This window comes from uncultured Neptuniibacter sp., from assembly GCF_947498015.1.
In the GTDB taxonomy this organism is placed as follows: Bacteria; Pseudomonadota; Gammaproteobacteria; order Pseudomonadales; family Balneatricaceae; genus Neptuniibacter.
On the sequence record NZ_CANMIR010000006.1, the window covers coordinates 165,285 to 186,422 of the forward strand.

At 47.7% G+C, this 21,138-nt stretch carries 24 protein-coding genes; 11 read left to right on the plus strand and 13 right to left on the minus strand.

All coding sequences use genetic code 11. From position 1 onward, the window contains the following. The first annotated feature begins 2 nt into the window (after nt 1-2). The 6 genes from mreC to Q0882_RS09870 are packed head-to-tail and all read left to right on the plus strand — an operon-like array spanning nt 3 to nt 8,095. Nucleotides 3-839, plus strand: coding sequence for a rod shape-determining protein MreC (mreC, locus tag Q0882_RS09845; RefSeq protein ID WP_299181091.1), 837 nt, complete (start codon nt 3-5; stop codon nt 837-839). Beyond that, nucleotides 836-1,336 (plus strand): rod shape-determining protein MreD, encoded by a 501-nt coding sequence (mreD, locus tag Q0882_RS09850; RefSeq protein ID WP_299180888.1) that lies wholly within the window; start codon nt 836-838, stop codon nt 1,334-1,336. The genes mreC and mreD overlap by 4 nt, the downstream gene beginning before the upstream one ends. A gap of 8 nt (nt 1,337-1,344) precedes the next feature. Beyond that, nucleotides 1,345-1,935: a nucleoside triphosphate pyrophosphatase gene (locus tag Q0882_RS09855; protein ID WP_299180891.1), complete on the plus strand. Its 591-nt coding sequence runs from the start codon at nt 1,345-1,347 to the stop codon at nt 1,933-1,935. Nucleotides 1,936-1,938: 3 nt separating this feature from the next. Next, nucleotides 1,939-3,405, plus strand: a complete 1,467-nt coding sequence (gene rng / locus Q0882_RS09860; RefSeq protein WP_299180894.1) for a ribonuclease G — start codon at nt 1,939-1,941, stop codon at nt 3,403-3,405. A 12-nt stretch (nt 3,406-3,417) separates the two neighbouring features. Continuing rightward, a complete protein-coding gene (locus Q0882_RS09865) occupies nt 3,418-7,236 on the plus strand; it encodes a YhdP family protein (RefSeq protein WP_299180896.1) in 3,819 nt (1,272 codons plus the stop codon). Nucleotides 7,237-7,258: 22 nt separating this feature from the next. Then, on the plus strand, nt 7,259-8,095 hold the full coding sequence (locus Q0882_RS09870; protein WP_299180898.1) for a carbon-nitrogen hydrolase family protein: 837 nt from the start codon (nt 7,259-7,261) through the stop codon (nt 8,093-8,095). On the opposite strand, the gene yjgA is transcribed toward Q0882_RS09870, so the two are convergent. The 13 genes from yjgA to Q0882_RS09935 form a co-directional block, all read right to left on the minus strand. Next, nucleotides 8,092-8,619, minus strand: a complete 528-nt coding sequence (yjgA, locus tag Q0882_RS09875; protein WP_299180901.1) for a ribosome biogenesis factor YjgA — start codon at nt 8,617-8,619, stop codon at nt 8,092-8,094. The genes Q0882_RS09870 and yjgA overlap by 4 nt on opposite strands. 8 nt (nt 8,620-8,627) lie before the next feature. Further along, nucleotides 8,628-9,977, minus strand: a complete 1,350-nt coding sequence (gene mgtE / locus Q0882_RS09880) for a magnesium transporter (RefSeq protein ID WP_299180902.1) — start codon at nt 9,975-9,977, stop codon at nt 8,628-8,630. 116 nt (nt 9,978-10,093) lie between these two features. Then, on the minus strand, nt 10,094-10,363 hold the full coding sequence (locus Q0882_RS09885; protein WP_299180904.1) for an HPr family phosphocarrier protein: 270 nt from the start codon (nt 10,361-10,363) through the stop codon (nt 10,094-10,096). A 6-nt stretch (nt 10,364-10,369) separates the two neighbouring features. Beyond that, the gene (gene rapZ / locus Q0882_RS09890; RefSeq protein WP_299180905.1) at nt 10,370-11,227 is read right to left on the minus strand and encodes an RNase adapter RapZ; all 858 of its coding nucleotides are present in this window, start codon (nt 11,225-11,227) and stop codon (nt 10,370-10,372) included. 11 nt (nt 11,228-11,238) lie between these two features. Further along, nucleotides 11,239-11,694: a PTS IIA-like nitrogen regulatory protein PtsN gene (gene ptsN, locus Q0882_RS09895; RefSeq protein WP_299180906.1), complete on the minus strand. Its 456-nt coding sequence runs from the start codon at nt 11,692-11,694 to the stop codon at nt 11,239-11,241. A 20-nt stretch (nt 11,695-11,714) separates the two neighbouring features. Next, a complete protein-coding gene (gene raiA / locus Q0882_RS09900) occupies nt 11,715-12,005 on the minus strand; it encodes a ribosome-associated translation inhibitor RaiA (protein ID WP_299180907.1) in 291 nt (96 codons plus the stop codon). A 54-nt stretch (nt 12,006-12,059) separates the two neighbouring features. Continuing rightward, nucleotides 12,060-13,562, minus strand: a complete 1,503-nt coding sequence (locus tag Q0882_RS09905) for an RNA polymerase factor sigma-54 (protein ID WP_299180908.1) — start codon at nt 13,560-13,562, stop codon at nt 12,060-12,062. Between the two features lie 56 nt (nt 13,563-13,618). Beyond that, nucleotides 13,619-14,344: an LPS export ABC transporter ATP-binding protein gene (gene lptB / locus Q0882_RS09910; protein WP_299180909.1), complete on the minus strand. Its 726-nt coding sequence runs from the start codon at nt 14,342-14,344 to the stop codon at nt 13,619-13,621. Then, nucleotides 14,345-14,881 (minus strand): lipopolysaccharide transport periplasmic protein LptA, encoded by a 537-nt coding sequence (lptA, locus tag Q0882_RS09915; protein ID WP_299180912.1) that lies wholly within the window; start codon nt 14,879-14,881, stop codon nt 14,345-14,347. Then, on the minus strand, nt 14,865-15,437 hold the full coding sequence (gene lptC, locus Q0882_RS09920) for an LPS export ABC transporter periplasmic protein LptC (RefSeq protein ID WP_299180915.1): 573 nt from the start codon (nt 15,435-15,437) through the stop codon (nt 14,865-14,867). The genes lptA and lptC overlap by 17 nt, the downstream gene beginning before the upstream one ends. Then, the gene (locus Q0882_RS09925; protein WP_299180917.1) at nt 15,437-15,973 is read right to left on the minus strand and encodes an HAD family hydrolase; all 537 of its coding nucleotides are present in this window, start codon (nt 15,971-15,973) and stop codon (nt 15,437-15,439) included. The genes lptC and Q0882_RS09925 overlap by 1 nt, the downstream gene beginning before the upstream one ends. Then, a complete protein-coding gene (locus tag Q0882_RS09930; protein WP_299180919.1) occupies nt 15,973-16,944 on the minus strand; it encodes a KpsF/GutQ family sugar-phosphate isomerase in 972 nt (323 codons plus the stop codon). The genes Q0882_RS09925 and Q0882_RS09930 overlap by 1 nt, the downstream gene beginning before the upstream one ends. Nucleotides 16,945-16,961: 17 nt before the next feature. Further along, on the minus strand, nt 16,962-17,918 hold the full coding sequence (locus Q0882_RS09935; RefSeq protein ID WP_299180920.1) for a calcium/sodium antiporter: 957 nt from the start codon (nt 17,916-17,918) through the stop codon (nt 16,962-16,964). Between the two features lie 205 nt (nt 17,919-18,123). Between Q0882_RS09935 and Q0882_RS09940 the strand changes: the two genes are divergently transcribed. The 5 genes from Q0882_RS09940 to Q0882_RS09960 are packed head-to-tail and all read left to right on the plus strand — an operon-like array spanning nt 18,124 to nt 21,112. Next, entirely contained in the window at nt 18,124-18,936 is an 813-nt protein-coding gene (locus tag Q0882_RS09940; RefSeq protein ID WP_299180922.1) for an ATP-binding cassette domain-containing protein, read from the plus strand. Beyond that, nucleotides 18,933-19,715: a lipid asymmetry maintenance ABC transporter permease subunit MlaE gene (mlaE, locus tag Q0882_RS09945; protein ID WP_299181094.1), complete on the plus strand. Its 783-nt coding sequence runs from the start codon at nt 18,933-18,935 to the stop codon at nt 19,713-19,715. The genes Q0882_RS09940 and mlaE overlap by 4 nt, the downstream gene beginning before the upstream one ends. 1 nt (nt 19,716) lies before the next feature. Then, a complete protein-coding gene (gene mlaD, locus Q0882_RS09950) occupies nt 19,717-20,175 on the plus strand; it encodes an outer membrane lipid asymmetry maintenance protein MlaD (RefSeq protein WP_299180924.1) in 459 nt (152 codons plus the stop codon). Further along, entirely contained in the window at nt 20,175-20,822 is a 648-nt protein-coding gene (locus Q0882_RS09955) for a phospholipid-binding protein MlaC (RefSeq protein ID WP_299180927.1), read from the plus strand. Before mlaD ends, Q0882_RS09955 begins: the two co-directional genes overlap by 1 nt. Next, the gene (locus Q0882_RS09960; RefSeq protein ID WP_299180929.1) at nt 20,822-21,112 is read left to right on the plus strand and encodes a lipid asymmetry maintenance protein MlaB; all 291 of its coding nucleotides are present in this window, start codon (nt 20,822-20,824) and stop codon (nt 21,110-21,112) included. The genes Q0882_RS09955 and Q0882_RS09960 overlap by 1 nt, the downstream gene beginning before the upstream one ends. The last annotated feature ends 26 nt before the right edge of the window (nt 21,113-21,138 follow it).

A 21,138-nucleotide genomic window follows, 5' to 3' on the forward strand; every position in this document is an offset into this window, starting at 1 on the left:
TCCTGGGCCGTTCTTCCGGCCGATTTTTTTTCTTTCTATTACTACTCGCCTTTGCGTTAATGGCTGCGGATCTGTATTCGGCCAAAGTGCGTGATGGGCGTGCCTATCTGTCACTTATTCTGACCCCTTTGCAGTGGATTGTGGATGTTCCTAGTCGTGTTGCTGGGGAGGTTTCTGAGGTCGTTGTCGATCGTAGTTTATTATTGAAAGAGAATGCCAAACTAAAAGCGGAAGCATTGCAGCTTGAGCGTAAAGTTCAGCAAAATGATGCTCTGCGACAGGAGAACGGCCGTCTAAGAAGCTTGTTGAAAGGCAGTCAACGCGTTGATGAAGAGGTGGTGCTTGTAGAGTTGATAGGGGTCAATCCCGATCCATTTCAGCATCAGGTTATTATCAATCAGGGTAGTGAAAATCAGGTCACAATGGGGCAGCCGATTCTGGATGCCGGTGGAGTCATGGGGCAGGTTACTGAGATTTCGCACTATACCAGTCGTGTGATGTTGATTACTGATGCCCGGCACGCTTTACCGGTTGAGGTCAATCGGAGTGGTTTCCGCAGTATCGCATTAGGTAAGGGGCAGTTAGGCGAGTTAGAACTGGATCATGTACCGGATACCGCAGATATTGATGAGGGTGATCTGATCGTAACCTCAGGACTGGGTGGCCGTTTCCCCCGAGGCTATCCTGTGGCCACTGTCTCGGAAGTGATCCGTGACCCAGGTCAGAGCTTCTCTAAAGTGAAAATTAAGCCGACAGCGATGCTGAATAAATCCAGGCATCTGCTACTGGTGAATCTGCCCGCTCGCCCTTCCGATCCTCCCGAGGAGGAGCAAGAGTGAATAGCCATGATGTAGCCGCTCCAGGTGGGGGCGGCTTTATTATTTTAGCCACCTTTCTTGTAGGTCTGATGCTAAGTCAGATCCCGATGCCCCACCTTTTTGAATGGGCGCGTCCGGAATGGGTCGCCATGATCCTGATCTATTGGGTCATGGCATTGCCGCACCGTGTAGGAATGGGTGTCGCTTTTTTTCTCGGCCTGCTATTGGATGTGATTAAAGGAAGTGTTCTGGGTCTAAATGCACTTTCTCTGACTATTATCGCCTTCCTGACTCTGGTTCTGCATCAACGTTTGCGTATGTTTCCTTTGGTACAGCAAGCGCTGATGGTGATGGTTTTAGTGGGTATCAATCAGTTGCTCTTTCATTGGATGCAGGCATTTACAGGATATACCGGAGAGAGTCTGATCTTTCTGTTACCGTGTCTGATGAGCGGGTTGTTGTGGCCTTGGCTCTTTGTGATCTTACGCGGCATTCGTCGCTTTTTCCGCATCCGCTAGGAGCATCTGTGAATCTGATACTGGCTTCTGCATCACCGCGACGTAAAGCACTGCTTGAACAGATCGGTGTTCAATGCCAAGTGTCCCCTGTGGATATTTGTGAAGTTCCGCTTGCTGGAGAGGCTGCGAGCACTTATGTAGAGCGTTTAGCCATTGAGAAAGCACGGTGCTGTTTCAAATTAGGATCCGAGGAAAGTGTTGTGTTGGGGGCGGATACGACCGTGGTCGTTGATGGAGTGATCATGGGAAAACCTGAGGATCAGGAGGATGCGATCCGTACACTGCTGAGTCTGTCAGGTCGAACCCATCAAGTGATAACCGCTGTGGCCGTTGTGACTGCTGAACAAACGCAGTCGGTTGTGGTCGAAACGGATGTTCGTTTTAAATCGTTAACGCGAGAGGAGTGTCTTGCGTACTGGTGTACCGGGGAGCCGGCTGATAAAGCAGGCTCATATGGTATTCAGGGTTATGGCGCCATATTTGTCGAAGAGATTAAGGGTAGCTATTCTGCAGTAGTAGGGCTTCCTTTAGCGGAAACTGCAGCGATGTTAAAACAGGTGGACGTACCAGTCTGGCAGTCTGAACAGGATAAGGGATAGGTCATGGGTGAAGAGATACTGATCAACTTTACACCAATGGAAACGCGGGTTGCGGTTATCGAAAATGGGATGCCGCAAGAGGTGTATGTTGAGCGCGTCCATCGTCGGGGAATTGTTGGTAATATTTATCAGGGGAAGGTTGTCAGGGTGTTGCCGGGGATGCAGGCAGCGTTCGTTGATATCGGCCTTGAACGTGCTGCTTTTATCCATGTGGAAGAGGTATTACCTCAAGGCGCAAGCCATGAGGAGAAGAATAATACCTCGATTGTACAGGTCTTGCGTGAAGGGCAGTCCCTACTTGTTCAGGTGACAAAAGATCCGATTGGAACAAAAGGGGCACGTCTAACCACTCACCTCTCGCTTCCCTCCCGATACCTTGTCTGTATGCCGGGTAATCGTCATATTGGGGTCTCCCAGCGCATCGAGGATGTTGAAGAGCGAGATCGTCTACGTTCAATTATCCAGTCTATGATTGAAAACGATGAGGGCGATCCTGCGGGATTCATTCTGCGTACGGTTGCAGAAGGCGCGGCAGAAGCAGAGCTTAAAGCAGATATCCAGTTCTTGAGGCGTTTATGGGCGTCGATAAAAGAGAAGATCTCCTCTGCAAAAGCACCCAGTGTAATTTATGAAGATCTGCCCCTGAATATGCGAGCCCTGCGTGATATGGCGCATACTGGTTTGGAGCGTATTCGGATCGATTCACGAGAAACATTCCAGAAAGCAGAAGCGTTTGTTCAGGCGCTGGTGCCGGAGGTTGCTGATACACTGGAGTACTATCCAGGTGAACGACCGATCTTCGATCTCTTTAATGTCGAGGAGGAGATTCAGAAGGCTCTGGGACGTAAGGTGGAGCTTAAGTCTGGTGGATATTTGATCTTTGATCAAACTGAAGCGATGACCACTGTGGATGTCAATACGGGGGCTTTTGTCGGTCACCGTAATCTGGAAGAAACCATATTTAAGACCAACCTTGAAGCTGCTACGGCGATAGGTCGGCAACTCAGATTACGTAATCTGGGTGGAATTATCATTATTGATTTTATCGATATGGAAGATCCGGATCATCAGCGTCAGGTGCTACGTACCCTGGAAAGGGTGCTTGAAAGAGATCATGCTAAATGTAAGGTGACAGGTGTTTCTGATCTGGGCCTTGTTGAGATGACTCGCAAACGTACCCGTGAGAGTCTGGAACAGGTGCTCTGTGATGTCTGTAGTGAGTGTCAGGGCCGGGGTTCGATTAAAACTCCAGAAACAGTCTGTTATGAGATTTTCAGGGAAATATTAAGACAGCATCGAGCTTATGATACGGATAGTTACCTAGTTTTGGCTGCACAGCCAGTGGTGGATTATCTGCTTGATGATGCCTCAAATCATGTGGCTGAACTGGAAGCGTTTATCGGGAAAACGATTCGTTTTCAGGTAGAGCCTATCTATAACGCAGAAAGTTTTGATGTTGTTCTGCGTTAGAAGGAATTATTTGTGAAGCGACACGCTCACTCTTTTTTTTGGTTCCTATATTGGGGACTCGCAGTTGTCGGAGCAATTCTGGCAGCACTCCTGCTGGTAATAAAATTCACTATCCAGGATCTGGAGCAGCATCGGGGGCGTATCGAGACGTTTCTGTCTGAGCAGCTCTCTGCAAATGTGCATCTTGCAGGAATTCGCAGTGAATGGGAGGGATGGGCTCCGGTTGTTGAGATCAGGGGGCTGGCCATTGATGCTGTTGAAGGCCGTCCAGAACTGTCTTTGGCGCTAATGCAAGGTGAGGTTGCGCTAGATCCGATCGCTTCAGCCCGTATGTTGTCTCCTGTTTTTTCCCGGCTTGATTTGGACGGCCTGACGCTTAGGTATTCTTTATTGTCGGGTGGTGATTCTGCAGAGAAAAACCGCTCGGATAAACAAGCTAAACATCAAGTTAGCAGTGCTGGGTCAGGCCTGCTGGCTTTCATTCTGAAGCAGTCCTCTATCAATTTTGATAATGCCCAGCTGGTTGTGGAAGGAAGTGGGGGAGAAGAGGTATCGCTCTCACCTATTCACCTTAGCCTTGAACATGATGGGCTCCTGCACCAGCTGAAGGCTAACGCCGAGTTGAAAACATCAACAGGGCAAGCAGAGATCGCGTTTGTAGCAGAGGTGGAAGGAGACCCCTCAAAGGAGAAAACCGATTTTTATCTGAAGGTGCAGGGGTTGGATCAGCAGATTGTCTCCCCTTGGCTGGCACTGGCTGATATTGAGTTGGAAAGTATAAAGGCCGAACAGGAGGTTTGGGGTCAGTCCCACCGTGGGAAGTTGATCTATATGACTGGGCGGACAGCAGTATCAGATTTCAAATATAAAGCGTATCAATTTGATCAGTTTACACTGCAAACTTCACTGATCCGTCGTAACGAAGGTTATCAGTTACAGTTCAATGACCTGATGCTCGATGCAGAGCACTCAGCATTAAATCTACCCAAAATTAGTCTGGACCTGAAACGGGAAGGGTACAAGATCGTACCTCAGAAATTGATGGTCGATAGTCTTGAGTTGGAGAAGGTGGCTGCCTGGATTGGGAAACAGGGTGTCATCTCCGCTGAAGTACAATCTGTATTAAAAACGCTCTCTCCTGAAGGACGGGTTGAAAACCTGCTTGTTACCTGGGGTGGGAGTGAACTAAATGATTTCCATATACTGGCAGATCTCAATACGGTTGGCATCAATGCATGGGATGATGTTCCTGAACTTAAAGGCATTAATGGCTTGCTGAAAGCGGATATGAAGGGGGGGCAGATCCACTTAAATAGCCAGAAATTCTCGATGCATTACCCCACTCTTTTTGATTATCAGTGGCAGTATCAGGGAGCTGAAGGGGTTATCGGGTGGCGTTTTGAAGAGGAGGGCGTGGTTGTTGCCTCCCAGTTGTTGAATCTTAGCAATGAACACCTTTCTGCATCTGGACGTTTTAGTATCTATCTTCCTTTCAGTCAGAACGAGCAACCACTTTTGAACCTGCAGATCGGGATGCAGCAGAGCGATGGGTTACAGGCTAAGTATTATATTCCCCCTAAAGAGGTAGGTGTTAAAACCTATCAATGGCTTGTTGACGCAATAAAGCAGGGGCGGATCAAACGTGCCGGTTTTATTCTGAACGGGGTGACACGATCTAGGCTTGACGATTATCAATTACCAGCTGTTCAGATGTTTTTTGATGTATCTGATGCCACCTTCGAGTACCAGCCTGGTTGGCCAGCTATCGAACATGCTGAAACCTTTGTTTTTTTCCGTAACGGTGAATTGGTTGCCGAAGCAGAGGGTGGACAGATTTTCGATTCAACTATTCAAAACGCCTGGGTACATCTGCCGCAAGCGATGGATAAATTACTCATTGCAGGTAGTGTTGAAGGTGGCGCGCAGGATATTGAGAGCTTTCTACTTAAGAGTCCACTTAAGCAGGAGGTTGGTGATGATTTAGCGGCTTGGGAGATGGCCGGTAGAGCAAACACGACTGTTGATATCAATTTGCCTCTTAAAGGGGGGGAGCTGCCGATGGTTGATGTGCAGACGGTACTAAAAGATGGGCGTTTTCACTCTCCTTCGGAACGGATCGATTTTACTCAGATGAACGGTAAGATACGTTATCGAAGTGATCACGGACTTGAATCGGACAAAATTACTGCAAGGCTGTTTGCGCAGCCGGTAAGTGCGGCTATCTCCACAAAGCGGAAAAAAACTCAGATTTTGATCGATGGAGCCATTGAGGCCGATCTTTTAAGAGAGTGGCTTGCACTGGATCTTCTTAAAGTGGCGAAAGGTAAGATCCACTATAACGCTCAACTACAGATGTGTCCTGGAAAAGTGTGTAACCAACTGGTCGTTAAAAGCACTCTGAGGGGGGTGGAATTATCGGCACCTGCTCCGTTGGCAAAGACCGCCTCTCAGACCAGGTCCCTGACGATCATGAGTGACTTGGGCAGAAACGGTAGAGGGCAGACCGAAGTTCGTCTGAATCTTGCGAATCAACTGCGTGGCATCATGATCAATAGAGGTGATGCGCTGGAGGCTGCTCGATTTACTTTGGGAGGGGATAGGCCCGACCGACCGACTGAGCCAGGCATCATATTGGATGGAATGATCCCTGCGCTCAATTATGCAGATTTAGAGCAATTTTTGTCTGCTGCTGGGTTTAACGACTCAGTAGGGTCACCGCAACGTTCGAAGGATCAGGATGCAGATTCGCTACTGCGTGAAGTCAACCTTTCTATAGGGCGATTTGACTTCAATGATATTGCGCTGTCGGATCTCAATGTGCGTTTGAAACCGCAGCCTGAAGGGTGGATGTTGAACCTTACTAGTCCAGAGGTTGCTGGGAAGTTGTGGTTGCCTGAGAGTGCAAGCAAGCCTTACAAGGCTGCACTTAAGTATCTTGTGATTACTGATGGCGATGAGACTTCAGATACTGAGGAACCATTTATTACTGCGGATATCAAACCCGAATCACTACCGATGCTTGATCTCCAGGTCGATGATTTACGACTGTATTCAAAGCAGATGGGAGAGTGGGCGTTTAATCTGAGGCCAACTGAAAATGGAGCTTCAATCAATGATATCCGTGGCAAGATAGAGAGCGCAGATGTCAGAGGGGAGTTGCGCTGGGAGAAAACAGATCAGGAGGTTTCCGATCTGACTATCAAGTTAGATAGTGAGGACTTTGGCAAAGTGCTTTCCCTCTGGGGATTTGAGGAGAGTCTGGAGACCAAAAGCCTTCACTCCTATCTGCAACTTTCCTGGGGTGGTGCGCCCTGGGAGTTTGAGCTTGCCAATGCTGATGGCGAACTGCAATTTACAGCAGGTAAGGGGCGCCTGTTGGATGTGGGCAACTCGGGTAACTTCTTAAGGGTCTTTGGCATTCTCAATTTGCAGTCTTTGGGTAGACGTCTACGACTTGATTTTTCAGACCTGTTTAAAAGTGGTGTTGCTTTCGATGAGATGAAAGCGAACTACAAAATCCAAAAAGGGATAGCGACTACGGCGGAACCTTTTATTATGACCGGCCCCTCCGCAAATCTTGCTATGCAAGGTAGTTTGGATCTGGTTCGGGAAACCGTTGATAAGGATATTGAGGTGGCGCTACCTGTGACAGGAAATATCCCTCTTGTCAGTGTCCTGTTGGGAGCACCGCAGGTAGCAGGTGCTGTATTCCTGTTCGATAAGTTGATAGGAGACCCGCTCGAGAAATTTACGACGGTCAAATACCACATGTCAGGTGACTGGAGTGATCCAGAGGTCGACCTGAAAAATCACAATCAATCACTTCAATAGCGGATTCAACCGGAGAGAGGAGATGGCAAAGGTTGCAGTTGCGCAGATGCTGTCGGGAGAAAACCTTGAAAGCAATCTGGAGCAGGCTGCTCTGCTAGTAGAGCAGGCCAAGTCAGAAGGAGCAGAGCTATTACTGCTTCCAGAGAATTTTGCCATGCTGGATTCAAAGGCATTAATTAGACTGGCTGCAAGTGAGGAGCGCAGTTCACTGATAGAGCGAACATTGTCTGGGCTGGCATCCAGGAATAAGCTTTGGGTTATCGCGGGTAGTGTCCCTTTGTTAGTGACAGAAGATGAACAGATTGGGGGTAGGCAGAGAGTTTATGCCAGCAGTCTAGTTTATGATGAATCGGGTCAGCGCTGTGCTCGCTATGACAAGATCCACCTGTTTGATGTTGATGTCGACGATCAGCATGCGGCGTATAGGGAATCTGATTTTATTCAGCATGGGAGTGGATTGACTGTGGTTGATAGTCCTGCAGGAACCTTGGGATTATCTATCTGCTATGATCTGCGCTTTCCAGAGCAGTATCAGGCGCTGAGGGAGAGAGGGGCTGAGATTCTGACAGTGCCATCTGCATTTACCGCAGTGACCGGTGAAGCTCACTGGGAGGTCTTGTTGCGTGCAAGAGCGATTGAAACCCAATGTTATGTCTTGGCCGCTAATCAGGGGGGGCAGCACTCTGCAACCCGATCGAGCTGGGGGCATTCGATGATTATATCTCCCTGGGGAGAGGTGATCGCAGAGCGGGTGGAATCAGGGCCAGGTATCATTGTTGCGGATATTGATCTGGAATCACTGCATAAGAGACGTAAGGCGATGCCTGTTATGCAGCACAGGTTGGCGGCCAAACTTTAGATATTGGCAATTTCGCGTAGGTACTTAAACAGCTTGCGTGCGGATGCCGGTGGTTTCTCAAGCTTCGCTTCTTTCTGCGCATTTCTGATCAACTGACGAAGGTGCTGAACATCGGCTTCAGGGTGTTCATCAATATACTCTTGTAGAGCGCTGTTGCCGTCAGTGATCAGGCGGTCACGCCACCTCTCAAGCTTGTGAAAGATCTGGGTATGAGCCTGATGACCAGCTTCAAATAAACCCAGGCTGTGTTCAATTTGCTCCGCATCCTCAGTTCGTATTATTTTGCCGATAAACTGGATGTGACGTTTCTGTGCGCCGTTGGATTTTATACGATGAAATTCATCTACAGCGCTGCGTAGACGATCACTCAGATCAAGCTTTTCCAGTTGTTCTTTGTTGAGCTTAGTCAGGCGAGCTCCCAGCTCCTGAAGCGCATGCATCTGGCGTTTTACATCGGTTTTACTCAGCCACTCCTCTTCTGTGTCATCGATGGGGCTTTTATTAAAATCGTCAAATTCGCTCATGGTTTATCTCAAGCATAAAAAATAGTGGCAAGGCCAAGAAATGCAAAGAAGCCTACCACATCGGTAATAGTGGTTAAGAGTACACTACCTGCAAGCGCTGGATCGATACCCATAGATTTAAGTGTGATCGGCAGGAGTGTACCTGCAATGGCTCCGGCTATCAGATTGATCACGATAGCCAGCGCAATGATAATGCCGATATTGATGTCATTGAACCAGATTGTGGCGACCACAGCGATGACAAGGGCCCATAGTAGGCCGTTGAGGGCACCAACGATGATCTCTCGGTTTAACAGCCAGCCTGCGTTAGAGCGTTCTACGTGCCCGAGGGCTTGACCTCGGATGACTAGTGTCAAGGTTTGTGACCCTGCGATGCCCCCCATTGAAGCAACGATTGGCATCAGTACTGCCAGGGCAACGACTTTATCGATAGTATCCTCAAAGAGGCCTATGACTGCTGAGGCGATAAATGCTGTCAGCAGATTGATACCTAACCAGACCGCTCGGCGTCGGGTGGTTTTCATCACAGGAGCAAAGGTGTCTTCATCTTCATCCAGGCCGGCCATGCTCATCAGGGAGTGGTCAGCATCTTCACGGATAACATCCACCACATCGTCGATGGTTATACGGCCAAGAAGTCGACCATCATCATCAACGACAGGTGCTGAAACCAGATCGTGTTCTTCAAAAAGTGCCGCTACCTGATCATCAGGAAGGTTGGCATTAATCGGCTTAATATCCGTGTTCATGATCTCGCGGATAGTAATGGCAGGATCCGACACTAGAAGTTTGGTCAGGGGTAGTAAGCCAATATAGGAGTCTTTACGGCTGACGATGATCAGACTGTCTGTCATTTCGGGAATTTCATCGTGCCGACGAATATAACGCAAGGTTGTCTCAACAGTGATATCTGGCCGAATGGTTGTTGTGTCAGTGTTCATCAGGCCGCCCGCAGTATCCTCTGGATAAGAGAGTAGCTGTTCTACTCTGCTGCGGTTCTGTTTATCCATGATCCTGAGTGTTTCCTTCATGATCCGGTTAGGGAGCTGTTGAAGGATGTCGACCATGTCATCTGAATCGAGCGATTCAGTCAGTGCCAGTACCTCTTCTGAATTCATTCGGCTCAAAATGTCAGCCTGAATATCATCTGAAAGGTGCTGGACAACCTCTGGTTCAAGTTCCTGGGAGATCAGATTCCATAAAATCTGACGCTCTTTAGGAGGTGATTTCTCTATTAAGCGGGCAACTTCGGTGGGGCGCAGGGTGTGGTTCAGGGTAAAACGTATCTGGCGAAATTCACCGCTATCGAGGGCTTCGCTAAGCCTATCTAGCTGAGATTTTGTTTCTGTGTGCGCCATAATGCCGTCGCTAATGATCTTTCAGAGATGATCGAGGGAGCCGGGTAAAAGCCCTGACAGGCTGATTATAGCGGATTGTTTAGAGGAGGGATAACCTAATGATATGTTTATATTATTTACTCATCCTCATCGAAACGATTGTTGATCAGCTCTTCGATGGCCAGAATTGCTTTATCCTCATCACTGCCCTGTGTTTTAACCGTCAGAGTGGTGCCTTTGCTGGCTGCGAGCATCATCACCGACATAATACTCTTACCGTCCACTTCACGACCCTCTTTGATCAGGGTGATATCAGCTGAAAATCGCGAGGTGACTCCGATGAGTTTAGCCGCGGCACGTGCGTGCAAGCCCAGTTTGTTAATAATAAGAAGGTCTTTTTCCTGCATGATCCCTCAGCTTAGTTCTCGATGGCGGACGTGAACATTATCCATATGTTGAGCGAAATAACTAGCCAGAGTTTCGCAGATAAACACTGAGCGATGCTGACCACCTGTACAACCAATGCCGATTGTAATGTAACTGCGGTTATTGTCTGCAAACCGGGGTAGCCATCTTTCAAGAAACACCTGGATATCCGTGATCATCTCAGACACTTCAGCCTGTTGTAGCAGGAACTGCTGGACCGGTTGTTCAAGGCCCGTATATTGCCTGAGTTCAGGTATCCAATGAGGATTGGGTAAAACTCTGACATCGTAAACAATATCAACGTCAAGCGGTACACCGTGCTTGAAACCAAAGGACTCAAACTGTACGGACAGGGCCTGTTCTTTTCGTTGTGCCACCCTAAGTTTGACTGTATCACGCAGTTCATAGATCGATAGCCGAGTCGTGTCTATGCGGATGTCCGCCAGACTGGCGATCGGCTCAAGCAGCTTGGATTCTGACTTTATCGATTGTTGCAGGTTGTTGCATTCATTAGAGAGAGGGTGTTTTCGCCGTGTAGAACTATAGCGTTTGATCAGTGTTGCTTCTGCAGAATCCAAAAAGATCACTTCGTACTCAGCCCATCGTTGCTGGCGTAGTTGCTCCAGAATTTTTGGAAACTGGGTCAGATTGCTTAAGAGGTTTCGTGCATCAATGCTCACCGCGATACGATCCGGGTGGCTTGGTTCACTGCTCATCTGCTGGACGAGATCGGGAAGGAGCAGGGCAGGTAAGTTGTCTATGCAATAGAAGCCGATATCTTCAAGGGCCTGTAGGGCGGTGCTCTTTCCCGAACCTGAACGACCACTTATGACTACCAGCTTCATCTGTATAACTCCTATGAACTCATCTGGCACACGGTATCAAATAGAGCCGTATTGTCCTCTGCCTGCCTGAGTTTGATACGCATGCTCTCCTGGCTAAATAGCTCTGCTACAGAAGCCAGAGTCTGTAAATGCTCTGAGGTCGCATCTTCAGGGACTACAAGTACAAATAGAAGATCAACTGGCTGATTATCGATAGCATCAAAATCGACCGGAACCTCGAGTTTAATAAGGTAGCCTGTTGCATCCTGGCAGTTTTCGAGTCTGCAATGGGGGATTGCTACACCATCACCAATTCCTGTGCTACCGAGCTTTTCTCTGCTGTGTAACCCATTAAATATACAAGCGGCTTCCATCTCTGGATGCTGATCAGAGATGATTTCTGCCGCTTTTTCTAAAATGCGTTTTTTACTACCGCCCTCAAGACCGCAGAGGGTGCTTGAGGGGGTTAAGAGTTCTTGAACCAACATAATTCGTTGAAACGCGAGACCTATTTGTGGGTTTTCATTTTTTCTTTATGCTTGATGACCTGGCGGTCCAGCTTGTCAGTTAAGCCGTCAATGGCGGCATACATGTCTTCATGTTCATGTGTTGCAAAAAGCTGTGCGCCTGAAACATGCATCTCCGCCTCGGCCTTCTGGCGTAACTTTTCAACACTGAGAGTAACCTGAACGTTAGTGATGTTGTCAAAATGGCGTTCAACTTTCTGCAATTTTTCCAGAACATAATTCTGCATAGAGTCAGTCAGTTCAACATGATGTCCAGTGATATTGATCTGCATAGGTCTCTCCTACTTGTTGGTGACGTGCTTCGTCATCCTTAGTTATCAGTGTTATTAAACCAGACGCTTTCTTTCATTAGAAGGAGGAATGCCCATTGCCTCTCTATATTTTGCGATTGTACGTCTGGCGACTTTAAATCCCTGTTCATCAAGAAATTGAGCTATTTTGTTATCACTCAGTGGTTTTGCTGTATTCTCAGCAGCTACCATCTTCTTAATCAACGCTCGAATGGCCGTTGAAGAGGCTGCACCACCTGTTGCCGTACTGACGTGGCTGGAGAAAAAATATTTCAATTCAAAGATTCCCCGAGGGGTATGCATAAACTTCTGTGTGGTCACACGGGAGATGGTTGATTCATGCATCTCGACAGCCTCTGCAATATCATGCAGAACCATCGGTTTCATTCCCTCTTCACCATGGTCAAGGAAGCCAGCCTGCCGCTTAACTATTTCATTGGACACTTTAAGTAGTGTCTCATTACGGCTTTGGAGGCTTTTAATGAACCAGCGGGCTTCTTGTAGGTGGTTTTTAAGATAGGTGTTATCAGAACTGTTGTCTGCGCGCTTCACTAAGCCCGCATAGCCTGAGTTGATTCTCAACCTGGGGGAAACTTCCGGGTTAAGGTTTACTGTCCAGACGCCTCGCTGTTTCGTCACAATAACATCTGGGATGACGTATTCAGCTGTAGAGCTGCTGATCAATGCGCCTGGCTTTGGATTAAGGGTTTGGATCAGTTGGATAACCTGCTGTAACTGAGGTTCCCGTAAGCGGGTTTTTCGCATCAGTTGGCGGTAATCATGGGTTCCCAGAAGCTTGATATGTGACTCGGCTACTTTGATCGCTTCTTTTTTCCAGGGTGTCTCGACGGGGAGTTGTTTGAGCTGAATGCAGAGGCACTCGCTCAGGTCCCGGCAGGCTACTCCCGCAGGATCAAATTGCTGGATTCTGTGGAGAACTGCTTCTATCTCATCCAGTTCAACCTCGTCAAACTGTACCTGTTTCTGCGCAAGAAAGTGTTCGTGAATCTCTTCAAGGCTGATAGTCAGATAGCCATCAGGACTAATTCCGTCGATGATGTTGGTAGCAATGAGTCGATCCAGATCGCTCATAGGTGTCAGATTTAATTGCCAGTGGAGGTGATCCTGAAGTGTCTCTTCTGCACTGTCATTGGATTCAAAGGAATCCAGATCCTCTTTGCCAATCGAGGGAGTAGATGATTGAAAGGTGTCATCCCAGGAGCTGTCAGTGGATAACTCTTCAGGGATACTATCGTTCCAGTTATCTTCAGCCGTTGCGGTATCATCGTATTCAGACTCTGAACTACTGCTCTCCTGAGAGGTGGCAGTTTCTGTTACCGGGCTGGGTTCTTCTGTTGCTGCATTTCCGTCGGCTGGGCTTTCATCTTCTGAAACGTCCAGCATCGGATTGCTTTCAAGAGCTTCCTGGATCTCCTGCTGGAGGTCGAGTGTTGATAGTTGTAACAAGCGGATCGCTTGTTGCAACTGAGGGGTCATAGTGAGCTGCTGCCCAATTTTAAGATGAAGCGCTTGTTTCATATGCGATAGACTTACTTCCTGATACTACTTTGATTATCCGACCGCTGTATCCCATCTCACAGTGAGAACTGGTCTCCGAGGTAGGCATTTTTCACAGCTTTATTTGCCATAATCTCATCTGGTGTGCCTTTCGCAAGTATAGTGCCTTCACTGACAATGTATGCACTTTCACAGATATCGAGTGTCTCGCGAACGTTATGGTCGGTAATTAAAATACCGATCCCCCTGGATTGAAGGTGTCTAACAGTCTGTTTGATATCGTTGACTGATATAGGGTCTACCCCTGCAAAGGGTTCGTCAAGCAGAATAAAATCTGGTTCAGTTGCAAGGGCCCTTGCAATCTCAACGCGCCGTCTCTCGCCACCAGAGAGGCTCATGCCTAAACTGTCGCGGATATGCGTAATATGGAACTCTTCTAGCAGCTCTTCCATCTTGCTCAGAGCTGTGTGCTTGTCTAGCTCCTTGCGGGTTTCAAGAATAGCGAGAAGGTTGTCTTTAACCGATAGCTTCCTGAAAATAGAGGCCTCTTGAGGCAGATAGCCAATACCCTGCTGCGCCCTCCCGTGCATGGGCTGTGAGGTGATATCATGGCCTTTGATCTTTACATTGCCGCGGTCTGCCTGAACCAGACCGACAATCATATAGAAACAGGTTGTTTTCCCGGCACCATTGGGGCCGAGTAAGCCGACAATTTCGCCACTTTTGATCTGCAGTGAAACATCTTTAACAACTTCACGACCTTTATAGCGTTTTGCCAGATTGTTGGCTTCCAAAAAACTCATCTATTCTGCGGCCTTATCTTTTTTCTTGGGTTGGATCACCATGTTTACACGGCCACTCTGGTTATCGCTGCTACTCTGCTTGCTGCTGCCAAATGCGTTAACAATTGAACGATCAAGATCGTAAACAATCTTCTCCCCGGTAAAGGTATCCTGATCTTGAATCACTTTTGCTTTCTGGGTGATTGTTAACAACTGATCATCGACCTGATAGACCATCTTCAGGCCCCAGGCATCACTAAAGGGTTCGTTTGCTTTAGGTTTTTGACGGAAGTGGGCGGGTTGGCCGTTTGCAATAAGTTTTTCTACGCCCTCATCACCGCGATACATATCTACATGTTTTGCTTCAATAAGAAGTGAGCCCTGTTTGATGACAACGTTACCTTTATAGGTAGTAATGCCTGTCTTATCATTGATGCGAGCACTGTCAGCCGTTATGTAGATCGGTTGGTCACGGTCATCTGGTAAAGCAGAGGCATGAAAGGCTGTGAAGCTAAGTGCGAAAATGAGTGCCCGGGGCAGATTATTCAGCTTTATCATGGGTTCCCTTTACCTGATTGTGCAAATTCATAATACGATTATTAAACTCTATATCCATGCCAACACCTGCCATGATCGTCTCGGGAGATTCGATTACTACCGGCTGATCGGTTTCTGCAAAGTCCTTCTCTGGATAGATAGTCAGATGTTCTGTCTTCAGTGTCGTTCCAGAAAGTGAATCTGGATTATCATGAACAATAACATTCCCTGCAAGATCTGTACGGCTGTTATCATCTAATGTGATCCCTGTATCTGAAGTAGTCAGGAGCTGAGTGCCATTATCTCGATAGTGAATGCTTATTGGCGTAGTCAATTCGCTATGTTCGCGTTTAGGGTTGTGCTCCAGTCGGATGGTTTCCAAACCTCGTTGCAGGCCACCATCTTTTTGCCATTCTCGGATTTTGGCTCCATCGACAAAATAGTCCATTTTATCCGTGAGTGGGCTCGTCGATTTATCGCCTTCATGAGGGGAGCCGGAAAAACCCCAGTAGAGTAGCACGGGTATCAAAATAGTCGCGGCCAGTATGAGTCTGAGTTTGCTACTTAGTTCAGGCATTAGAGGTAGTCATCATGTAGTATGGCCAGTTTTCCCTGCGCGCTCAGGATATACTCACAGAACTCGCGTGCTGCGCCTTCACCCCCTTTTCGTTCAGTGCACCAGTCAGCATGGGATTTTACAAAGTCATGCCCGTTTGGAACGGTGGCGCCAAAAGCGCAATGCCTTATCGCCGATAGATCGGGGAGGTCATCACCTATATAGGCAGTCGTTTCAGCGCTGTGACCCGTCCTTGACCAAAGCTCTTCAAGAGCCACGAGTTTGTCTTCGCGCCCCTGTTGAAGGTGGTTAATACCGAGAGAGCGGCTGCGCTGGATGACCTGGGGAGAGCTGCGGCCGGTGATGATTGCAGTTTCAATTCCTCCCTGCATCAGCAATTTCAGACCTAAACCATCAAGCGTATTGAACTGTTTTACTTCCTGACCATTGGGTAAAAACAGCAACTGGCCACTGGTTAGGATGCCATCAACATCAAAGACGGCAAGCGTGATCTTCTGCAATCTGCTATTAAGGCTTTCCGCCGCTTCATAGGTCATTAGAGTACTCCGGCCCTGAGAAGATCGTGCATATTTAACGCTCCAATCGGTCTGTTACTTTGATCCGTGACAATCAGAGCATTGATCTTTTTGGACTCCATAATTTGAAGGCACTCAGCGGCAAGCATCTCACTGGTGACAGTGGTGCCCTGAGGGGTCATTACATCGTCTATGATGGTTGTCTGTAGATCAACATTATGGTCCAGAGCTCTGCGCAGGTCGCCATCGGTAAATATGCCCAGTAGGCGGTCTGAACTGTCAACAATGGTGGTCATACCCAACCGCTTACGAGTAACCTCTATAAGTGCATCTTTCAGAAGAGTTCCTGAAGATACAATAGGCACATCTCGATCTGCATGCATAATGTCGCTTACTTTCAGCAGTAAGCGACGGCCTAAACTGCCTCCAGGGTGCGAAAACGCAAAATCTTCTGCACTAAATCCACGGGCCTCAAGCAGAGCAATGGCCAGAGCGTCGCCCAGTACGAGTTGTGTGGTTGTACTGGAGGTAGGTGCCAGGCCGAGTGGGCAGGCTTCCCGTTCAACACCGATATGAAGGTTAGCATCAGCGGATAGGGACAGCGTTGACGTTGCGTTTGCAGTGATACTAATGAGGGGAGTGTTCATCCGTTTCAGCAGAGGAATAATGGTGACGACCTCTGCTGTTTCACCTGAATTTGACAGGGCGATGACAACATCGTTGGGTGTGATCATCCCCAGGTCACCGTGGCTGGCCTCTCCTGGATGGACAAAAAATGAGGGAGTGCCGGTACTGGCGAGTGTGGCGGCAATTTTTTTGCCAATATGACCTGATTTTCCCATACCTGTCACAATGACTCTGCCGGTACACTGCATCATGATACGGCACGCATTTTCAAAATGTTGATCAAGGTGAATCAGAAGATCGGTTACTGCTTCAGCTTCAAGCTGAATGGTACGCTTTGCAGAACTTAAAAAATCTGGCTGTGTCATCTTTGCTCTGCCCCTGCTTAAGATACAGTCATAGTGTATAGCAGGACCAGATATCCTGCATAGGCTGCAGCAAGCACTATACCCTCTATGCGGCTGATAGAAGGGGGCTTCTGCCATAGAGCGAATGCTAACAAAATGAAGGTCAGAGCCAGCATAGTGACATAATCACGCTGGAGTACGACCGCCTCCATCCCTATGGGGGAGATTAAACCCGGTATTGCCATAACGGCAACCAGATTGAATATATTGGAACCAACGACATTGCCGATTGCAATGTCGTGATGATTTTTCAGGGCGCTGGCAATAGATGCGGCGAGTTCAGGAAGGCTGGTGCCGATGGCGACTATGGTTAAACCGACAACAAGTTTGCTGACACCGAGAGAGAAGGCGATTTCACTCGCTCCCCAGACTAACATGCGAGAGCTGACTGCAAGCACGACTAAACCGACAACTAGCCAGAAAATAGCGGTGCGAGTATTAAGCTCCGGGATCTCATCCTCTTCATGAGAAAGTTCGTCACTTGGTGCGTTTTTTTGAAAATGATTGAATAGAAAGAGGCAGGTCACCAGTGCAATCAGAAGGATGATACCATCCACCAGATCTAGCTTAAGGTCGAACAGAATAACGCCAGCAAGTAGAGTGACCCCCAGAAGTAGAGGAAGCTCCTTTTTGAGTACACCTGATTTGACAGGGAGAGGCGCGATAATCGCGGTAATACCAAGCACTAGAGCAATATTGGCAATATTGGAACCCAGTGCATTACCTATGGCGAGATCACCGGCACCTGATGTGGATGCCATAATCGAAACTAATATTTCAGGTGCTGAGGTGCCAAACGAGACAATGGTCAAGCCTATCAACATTGGAGACATGCCAAAGTTCTTTGCTGTACCGGCTGCACCAATAACAAATCTGTCTGCACTCCAGACCAGCAGGACCAAACCAGCCAGCAGTGCCAAAATCGGATAAAGCATATTCTATTTGTATTCCACTGATAATAAAGCTGGCTATTAAAGCAGAATGGGGAGAGCGTTTGAATCGGCACCAAGGAAGTAGTTGGAAATATTTCTGTTTTTATATCGAAATGGTATAGTTGCCACCCCCAAAGAAGGGGTATTTGAATACAGCCTGAACAGAAGCAATGGATCTGTTCTGTTTCAACACCATAAATGGATACTTATGAATTTATTTGATGATGTCATCATCGATATTCAGAAGCTCAGTTTTTCCCGTGGGGAGCGACCCATCTACAGTGATGTGGATATAAAAATTCCCCGGGGGAAAATAACAGCAATAATGGGACCGTCAGGTACCGGTAAAACCACGCTGCTTAGATTAATTGGCGGCCAGTTACGACCGGAGTCTGGTTCTATTTTGATTGATGATCAAAATGTTCCCGAATTGAGTCGTGGTGACTTGTTCAAAATTCGTGAACGTATGGGAATGCTTTTTCAAAGCGGAGCGCTCTTCACCGATATGAGTGTCTTTGAAAATGTTGCGTTCCCTCTGCGTGTGCATACAGATCTGCCTGAAGATATGATTCGGGATATTGTCCTGATGAAACTGCAGGCGGTAGGCCTTCGAGGTGCTAACACACTGATGCCAAGTGAACTATCCGGAGGAATGGCGCGTAGGGTTGCGTTGGCGCGAGCAATCTCATTAGATCCTGATATTGTGATGTACGATGAGCCATTTACAGGGCAGGACCCTATTGCGATGGGGGTGCTGGTTAATCTTATCCGCCACCTGAACCAATCATTGGGGCATACTAGTATCATCGTTTCACATGACATTCAGGAAACTCTTGGTATAGCTGATTATATCTACCTGATTGCAGATGCCTCGGTGATAGCACATGGCACACCGGAGGAGCTGAAGCAGGTCGATTCTCCTCAGGTTCGCCAGTTTATGCATGGATTACCCGACGGACCGGTTCCCTTTCATTTTCCTGCAGGTGATTATTCCGATGACCTGCTGCAGGGAGGTTTATAGTGGATAGATTAGCGTTACTAGGACGGGCAGGATTGGATAAGCTTGCGGCGTTTGGTCGCTCCTCCATGATTCTGTTTCAGTCGCTGATTGCGAAGCCTCAGCCTGTAATGATGTTTCCGTTGCTGATACAGCAGATCTATTTTGTAGGGGTCCTTTCACTGGTTATTATCGTGGTGTCTGGTCTCTTTATTGGTATGGTTTTAGGGCTGCAGGGTTACACCATACTGGTTGATTACGGTTCAGAGCAGGCGGTTGGCCAGATGGTGGCACTCAGCCTTGTTCGTGAATTGGCTCCGGTTGTGACAGCACTGCTTTTCGCCGGGCGTGCAGGTTCGGCGCTGACGGCTGAAATAGGCCTGATGAAAGCTACTGAGCAACTTTCGAGTCTGGAGATGATCGGTGTCGATCCCTTGAGGCGTATTATTGCACCTCGTTTTTGGGCGGGCTTTATCTGTCTACCTATTCTAGCTGCCATATTTGCGATTGTGGGTATTTATGGCGGGGCGATCGTGAGTATCGATTGGCTGGGAATCTACGATGGTTCTTTCTGGGCCAATATGCAAAACTCGGTCGATTTTGGTGAAGATGTCGTCAATGGTTTGATTAAGGCGATAGTGTTCGGTTTTGTTGTGACCTGGATCGCTGTTTTTCAGGGGTATGACTGTATACCAACCTCGGAAGGTATCAGTCAGGCAACAACTAAAACCGTGGTTTACTCATCCTTAGCGGTGTTAAGCCTTGATTTTATTCTTACAGCTGTAATGTTTGGAGAGCTTTAATATGCGTATGCGGATCTTGGAGATCAGCGTAGGTGCTTTTATCTTGGCAGGGATTCTAGCGCTGATTGGATTGGCATTGAACGTCAGTGGTCTGAGTATGTCCAATGCTGGGGATACATACACAGTTTATGCGCGTTTTGAAAACATTGGAGGCCTGACGCCTCGTTCAAAAGTAACGATGTCAGGGGTGACGATAGGCAAAGTTACCAATATTGATCTGGATACGGATCAGTTGGTTGCCCGGGTTACCATGGAGATCAATGGTGACGTAGATTTTCTGTCGATTGATAGCTCAGCTTCTATCTTGACCGCTGGGTTGTTAGGTGAAAAATATATCGGGATATCGGTAGGCGCTGAAGAGGAGTACCTTGGATCTGGTGATTATATTGAGGATACTCAATCGGCCCTAGTGCTTGAAGATCTGGTTGGAAAATTCTTATTTAATGAGGTGAGTGAATAATGTTGGCCGCACTTTTTAAGTCAATTAATAAAGCTCTCGTACTGGTTTTTACACTGCTGCTTTTTGCACCGGTTGTACAGGCATCCTGGGAAGAGGCGGGTGGTGTGATTGAGGGCGCTACTTCAGATGTTATCAAGTTGCTTGAAAATGAAGAGCTCCTCGTTGAAGGGCAGGAAGATCAGTTAATCAGTGAAATTGATCTGTTGCTGACACCTGTTGTCGACTTCCCTTATATTGCTAAAGGGGTGATGGGGAAATATTACCGTCGTGCTTCAAAAGAGCAGCGAGAGCAGTTTGCCGGAGTTTTTAAAACCACTCTGTTGAAGACATACGCCAAAGCGCTGGTGGGCTTTAAAATTGAAAATTATGAGATGGTGCCTCCTCGCTCTGAAAGTCCTGATGAGCGTAAGCAGATTGTGACAATGAATGTGTTTTCTGCAGATGGGACAAAGTATTCCCTGATCTACTATATGAAGAAAGCGGATCAAGGATGGAAGCTGGTTAACGCCATTCTGGATGGTAGTGTCAATATCCGTTTAAGCTTCAAGAATCAGTTTGCGGATATGGTACAAAAAAATCGGGGTGATCTGGGTAAGGTTATCTCAAGCTGGAAAGAGAAAGTTGATCCTGGTAAGGAAAGTGCCTGATGGCTGCCGTTAAACTGGTTGATCAGCAGCAGATTAAGCTTGAAGGTGAGCTGAAGTTTCCCGTCATTATGCAGGTGCGTAAACAGCTCGAGAATATATTGTCAGAGTTGAACGGTTTAGTTCATGTCGATTTCTCGGGTGTTACCGGTGTCGATAGTTCAGCGCTCTCTTTATGGTTATGCTGTTTGCGTTACTCGCAGGGTAATGGAACCCAGTTAAAGGCACTGAATATGCCGGATGATCTTCAGGGGATTATGCAGCTGGTTGGTCTGGAAGGGCAATTAAGCTAGAAAGGCCAGTTATTATGAATAAGGCG

Bases quoted from the DNA above. Each gene is read 5' to 3' on its own strand.
- rng (WP_299180894.1), top strand. From the start codon at position 1,939: ATGGGTGAAGAGATACTGATCAACTTTACACCAATGGAAACGCGGGTT.
- Q0882_RS09870 (WP_299180898.1), top strand. From the start codon at position 7,259: ATGGCAAAGGTTGCAGTTGCGCAGATGCTGTCGGGAGAAAACCTTGAA.
- yjgA (WP_299180901.1), bottom strand. From the start codon at position 8,619: ATGAGCGAATTTGACGATTTTAATAAAAGCCCCATCGATGACACAGAA.
- mgtE (WP_299180902.1), bottom strand. From the start codon at position 9,977: ATGGCGCACACAGAAACAAAATCTCAGCTAGATAGGCTTAGCGAAGCC.
- Q0882_RS09885 (WP_299180904.1), bottom strand. From the start codon at position 10,363: ATGCAGGAAAAAGACCTTCTTATTATTAACAAACTGGGCTTGCACGCA.
- rapZ (WP_299180905.1), bottom strand. From the start codon at position 11,227: ATGAAGCTGGTAGTCATAAGTGGTCGTTCAGGTTCGGGAAAGAGCACC.
- ptsN (WP_299180906.1), bottom strand. From the start codon at position 11,694: ATGTTGGTTCAAGAACTCTTAACCCCCTCAAGCACCCTCTGCGGTCTT.
- raiA (WP_299180907.1), bottom strand. From the start codon at position 12,005: ATGCAGATCAATATCACTGGACATCATGTTGAACTGACTGACTCTATG.
- Q0882_RS09905 (WP_299180908.1), bottom strand. From the start codon at position 13,562: ATGAAACAAGCGCTTCATCTTAAAATTGGGCAGCAGCTCACTATGACC.
- lptB (WP_299180909.1), bottom strand. From the start codon at position 14,344: ATGAGTTTTTTGGAAGCCAACAATCTGGCAAAACGCTATAAAGGTCGT.
- lptA (WP_299180912.1), bottom strand. From the start codon at position 14,881: ATGATAAAGCTGAATAATCTGCCCCGGGCACTCATTTTCGCACTTAGC.
- lptC (WP_299180915.1), bottom strand. From the start codon at position 15,437: ATGCCTGAACTAAGTAGCAAACTCAGACTCATACTGGCCGCGACTATT.
- Q0882_RS09925 (WP_299180917.1), bottom strand. From the start codon at position 15,973: ATGACCTATGAAGCGGCGGAAAGCCTTAATAGCAGATTGCAGAAGATC.
- Q0882_RS09930 (WP_299180919.1), bottom strand. From the start codon at position 16,944: ATGACACAGCCAGATTTTTTAAGTTCTGCAAAGCGTACCATTCAGCTT.
- Q0882_RS09935 (WP_299180920.1), bottom strand. From the start codon at position 17,918: ATGCTTTATCCGATTTTGGCACTGCTGGCTGGTTTGGTCCTGCTGGTC.
- Q0882_RS09940 (WP_299180922.1), top strand. From the start codon at position 18,124: ATGAATTTATTTGATGATGTCATCATCGATATTCAGAAGCTCAGTTTT.
- mlaD (WP_299180924.1), top strand. From the start codon at position 19,717: ATGCGTATGCGGATCTTGGAGATCAGCGTAGGTGCTTTTATCTTGGCA.
- Q0882_RS09955 (WP_299180927.1), top strand. From the start codon at position 20,175: ATGTTGGCCGCACTTTTTAAGTCAATTAATAAAGCTCTCGTACTGGTT.
- Q0882_RS09960 (WP_299180929.1), top strand. From the start codon at position 20,822: ATGGCTGCCGTTAAACTGGTTGATCAGCAGCAGATTAAGCTTGAAGGT.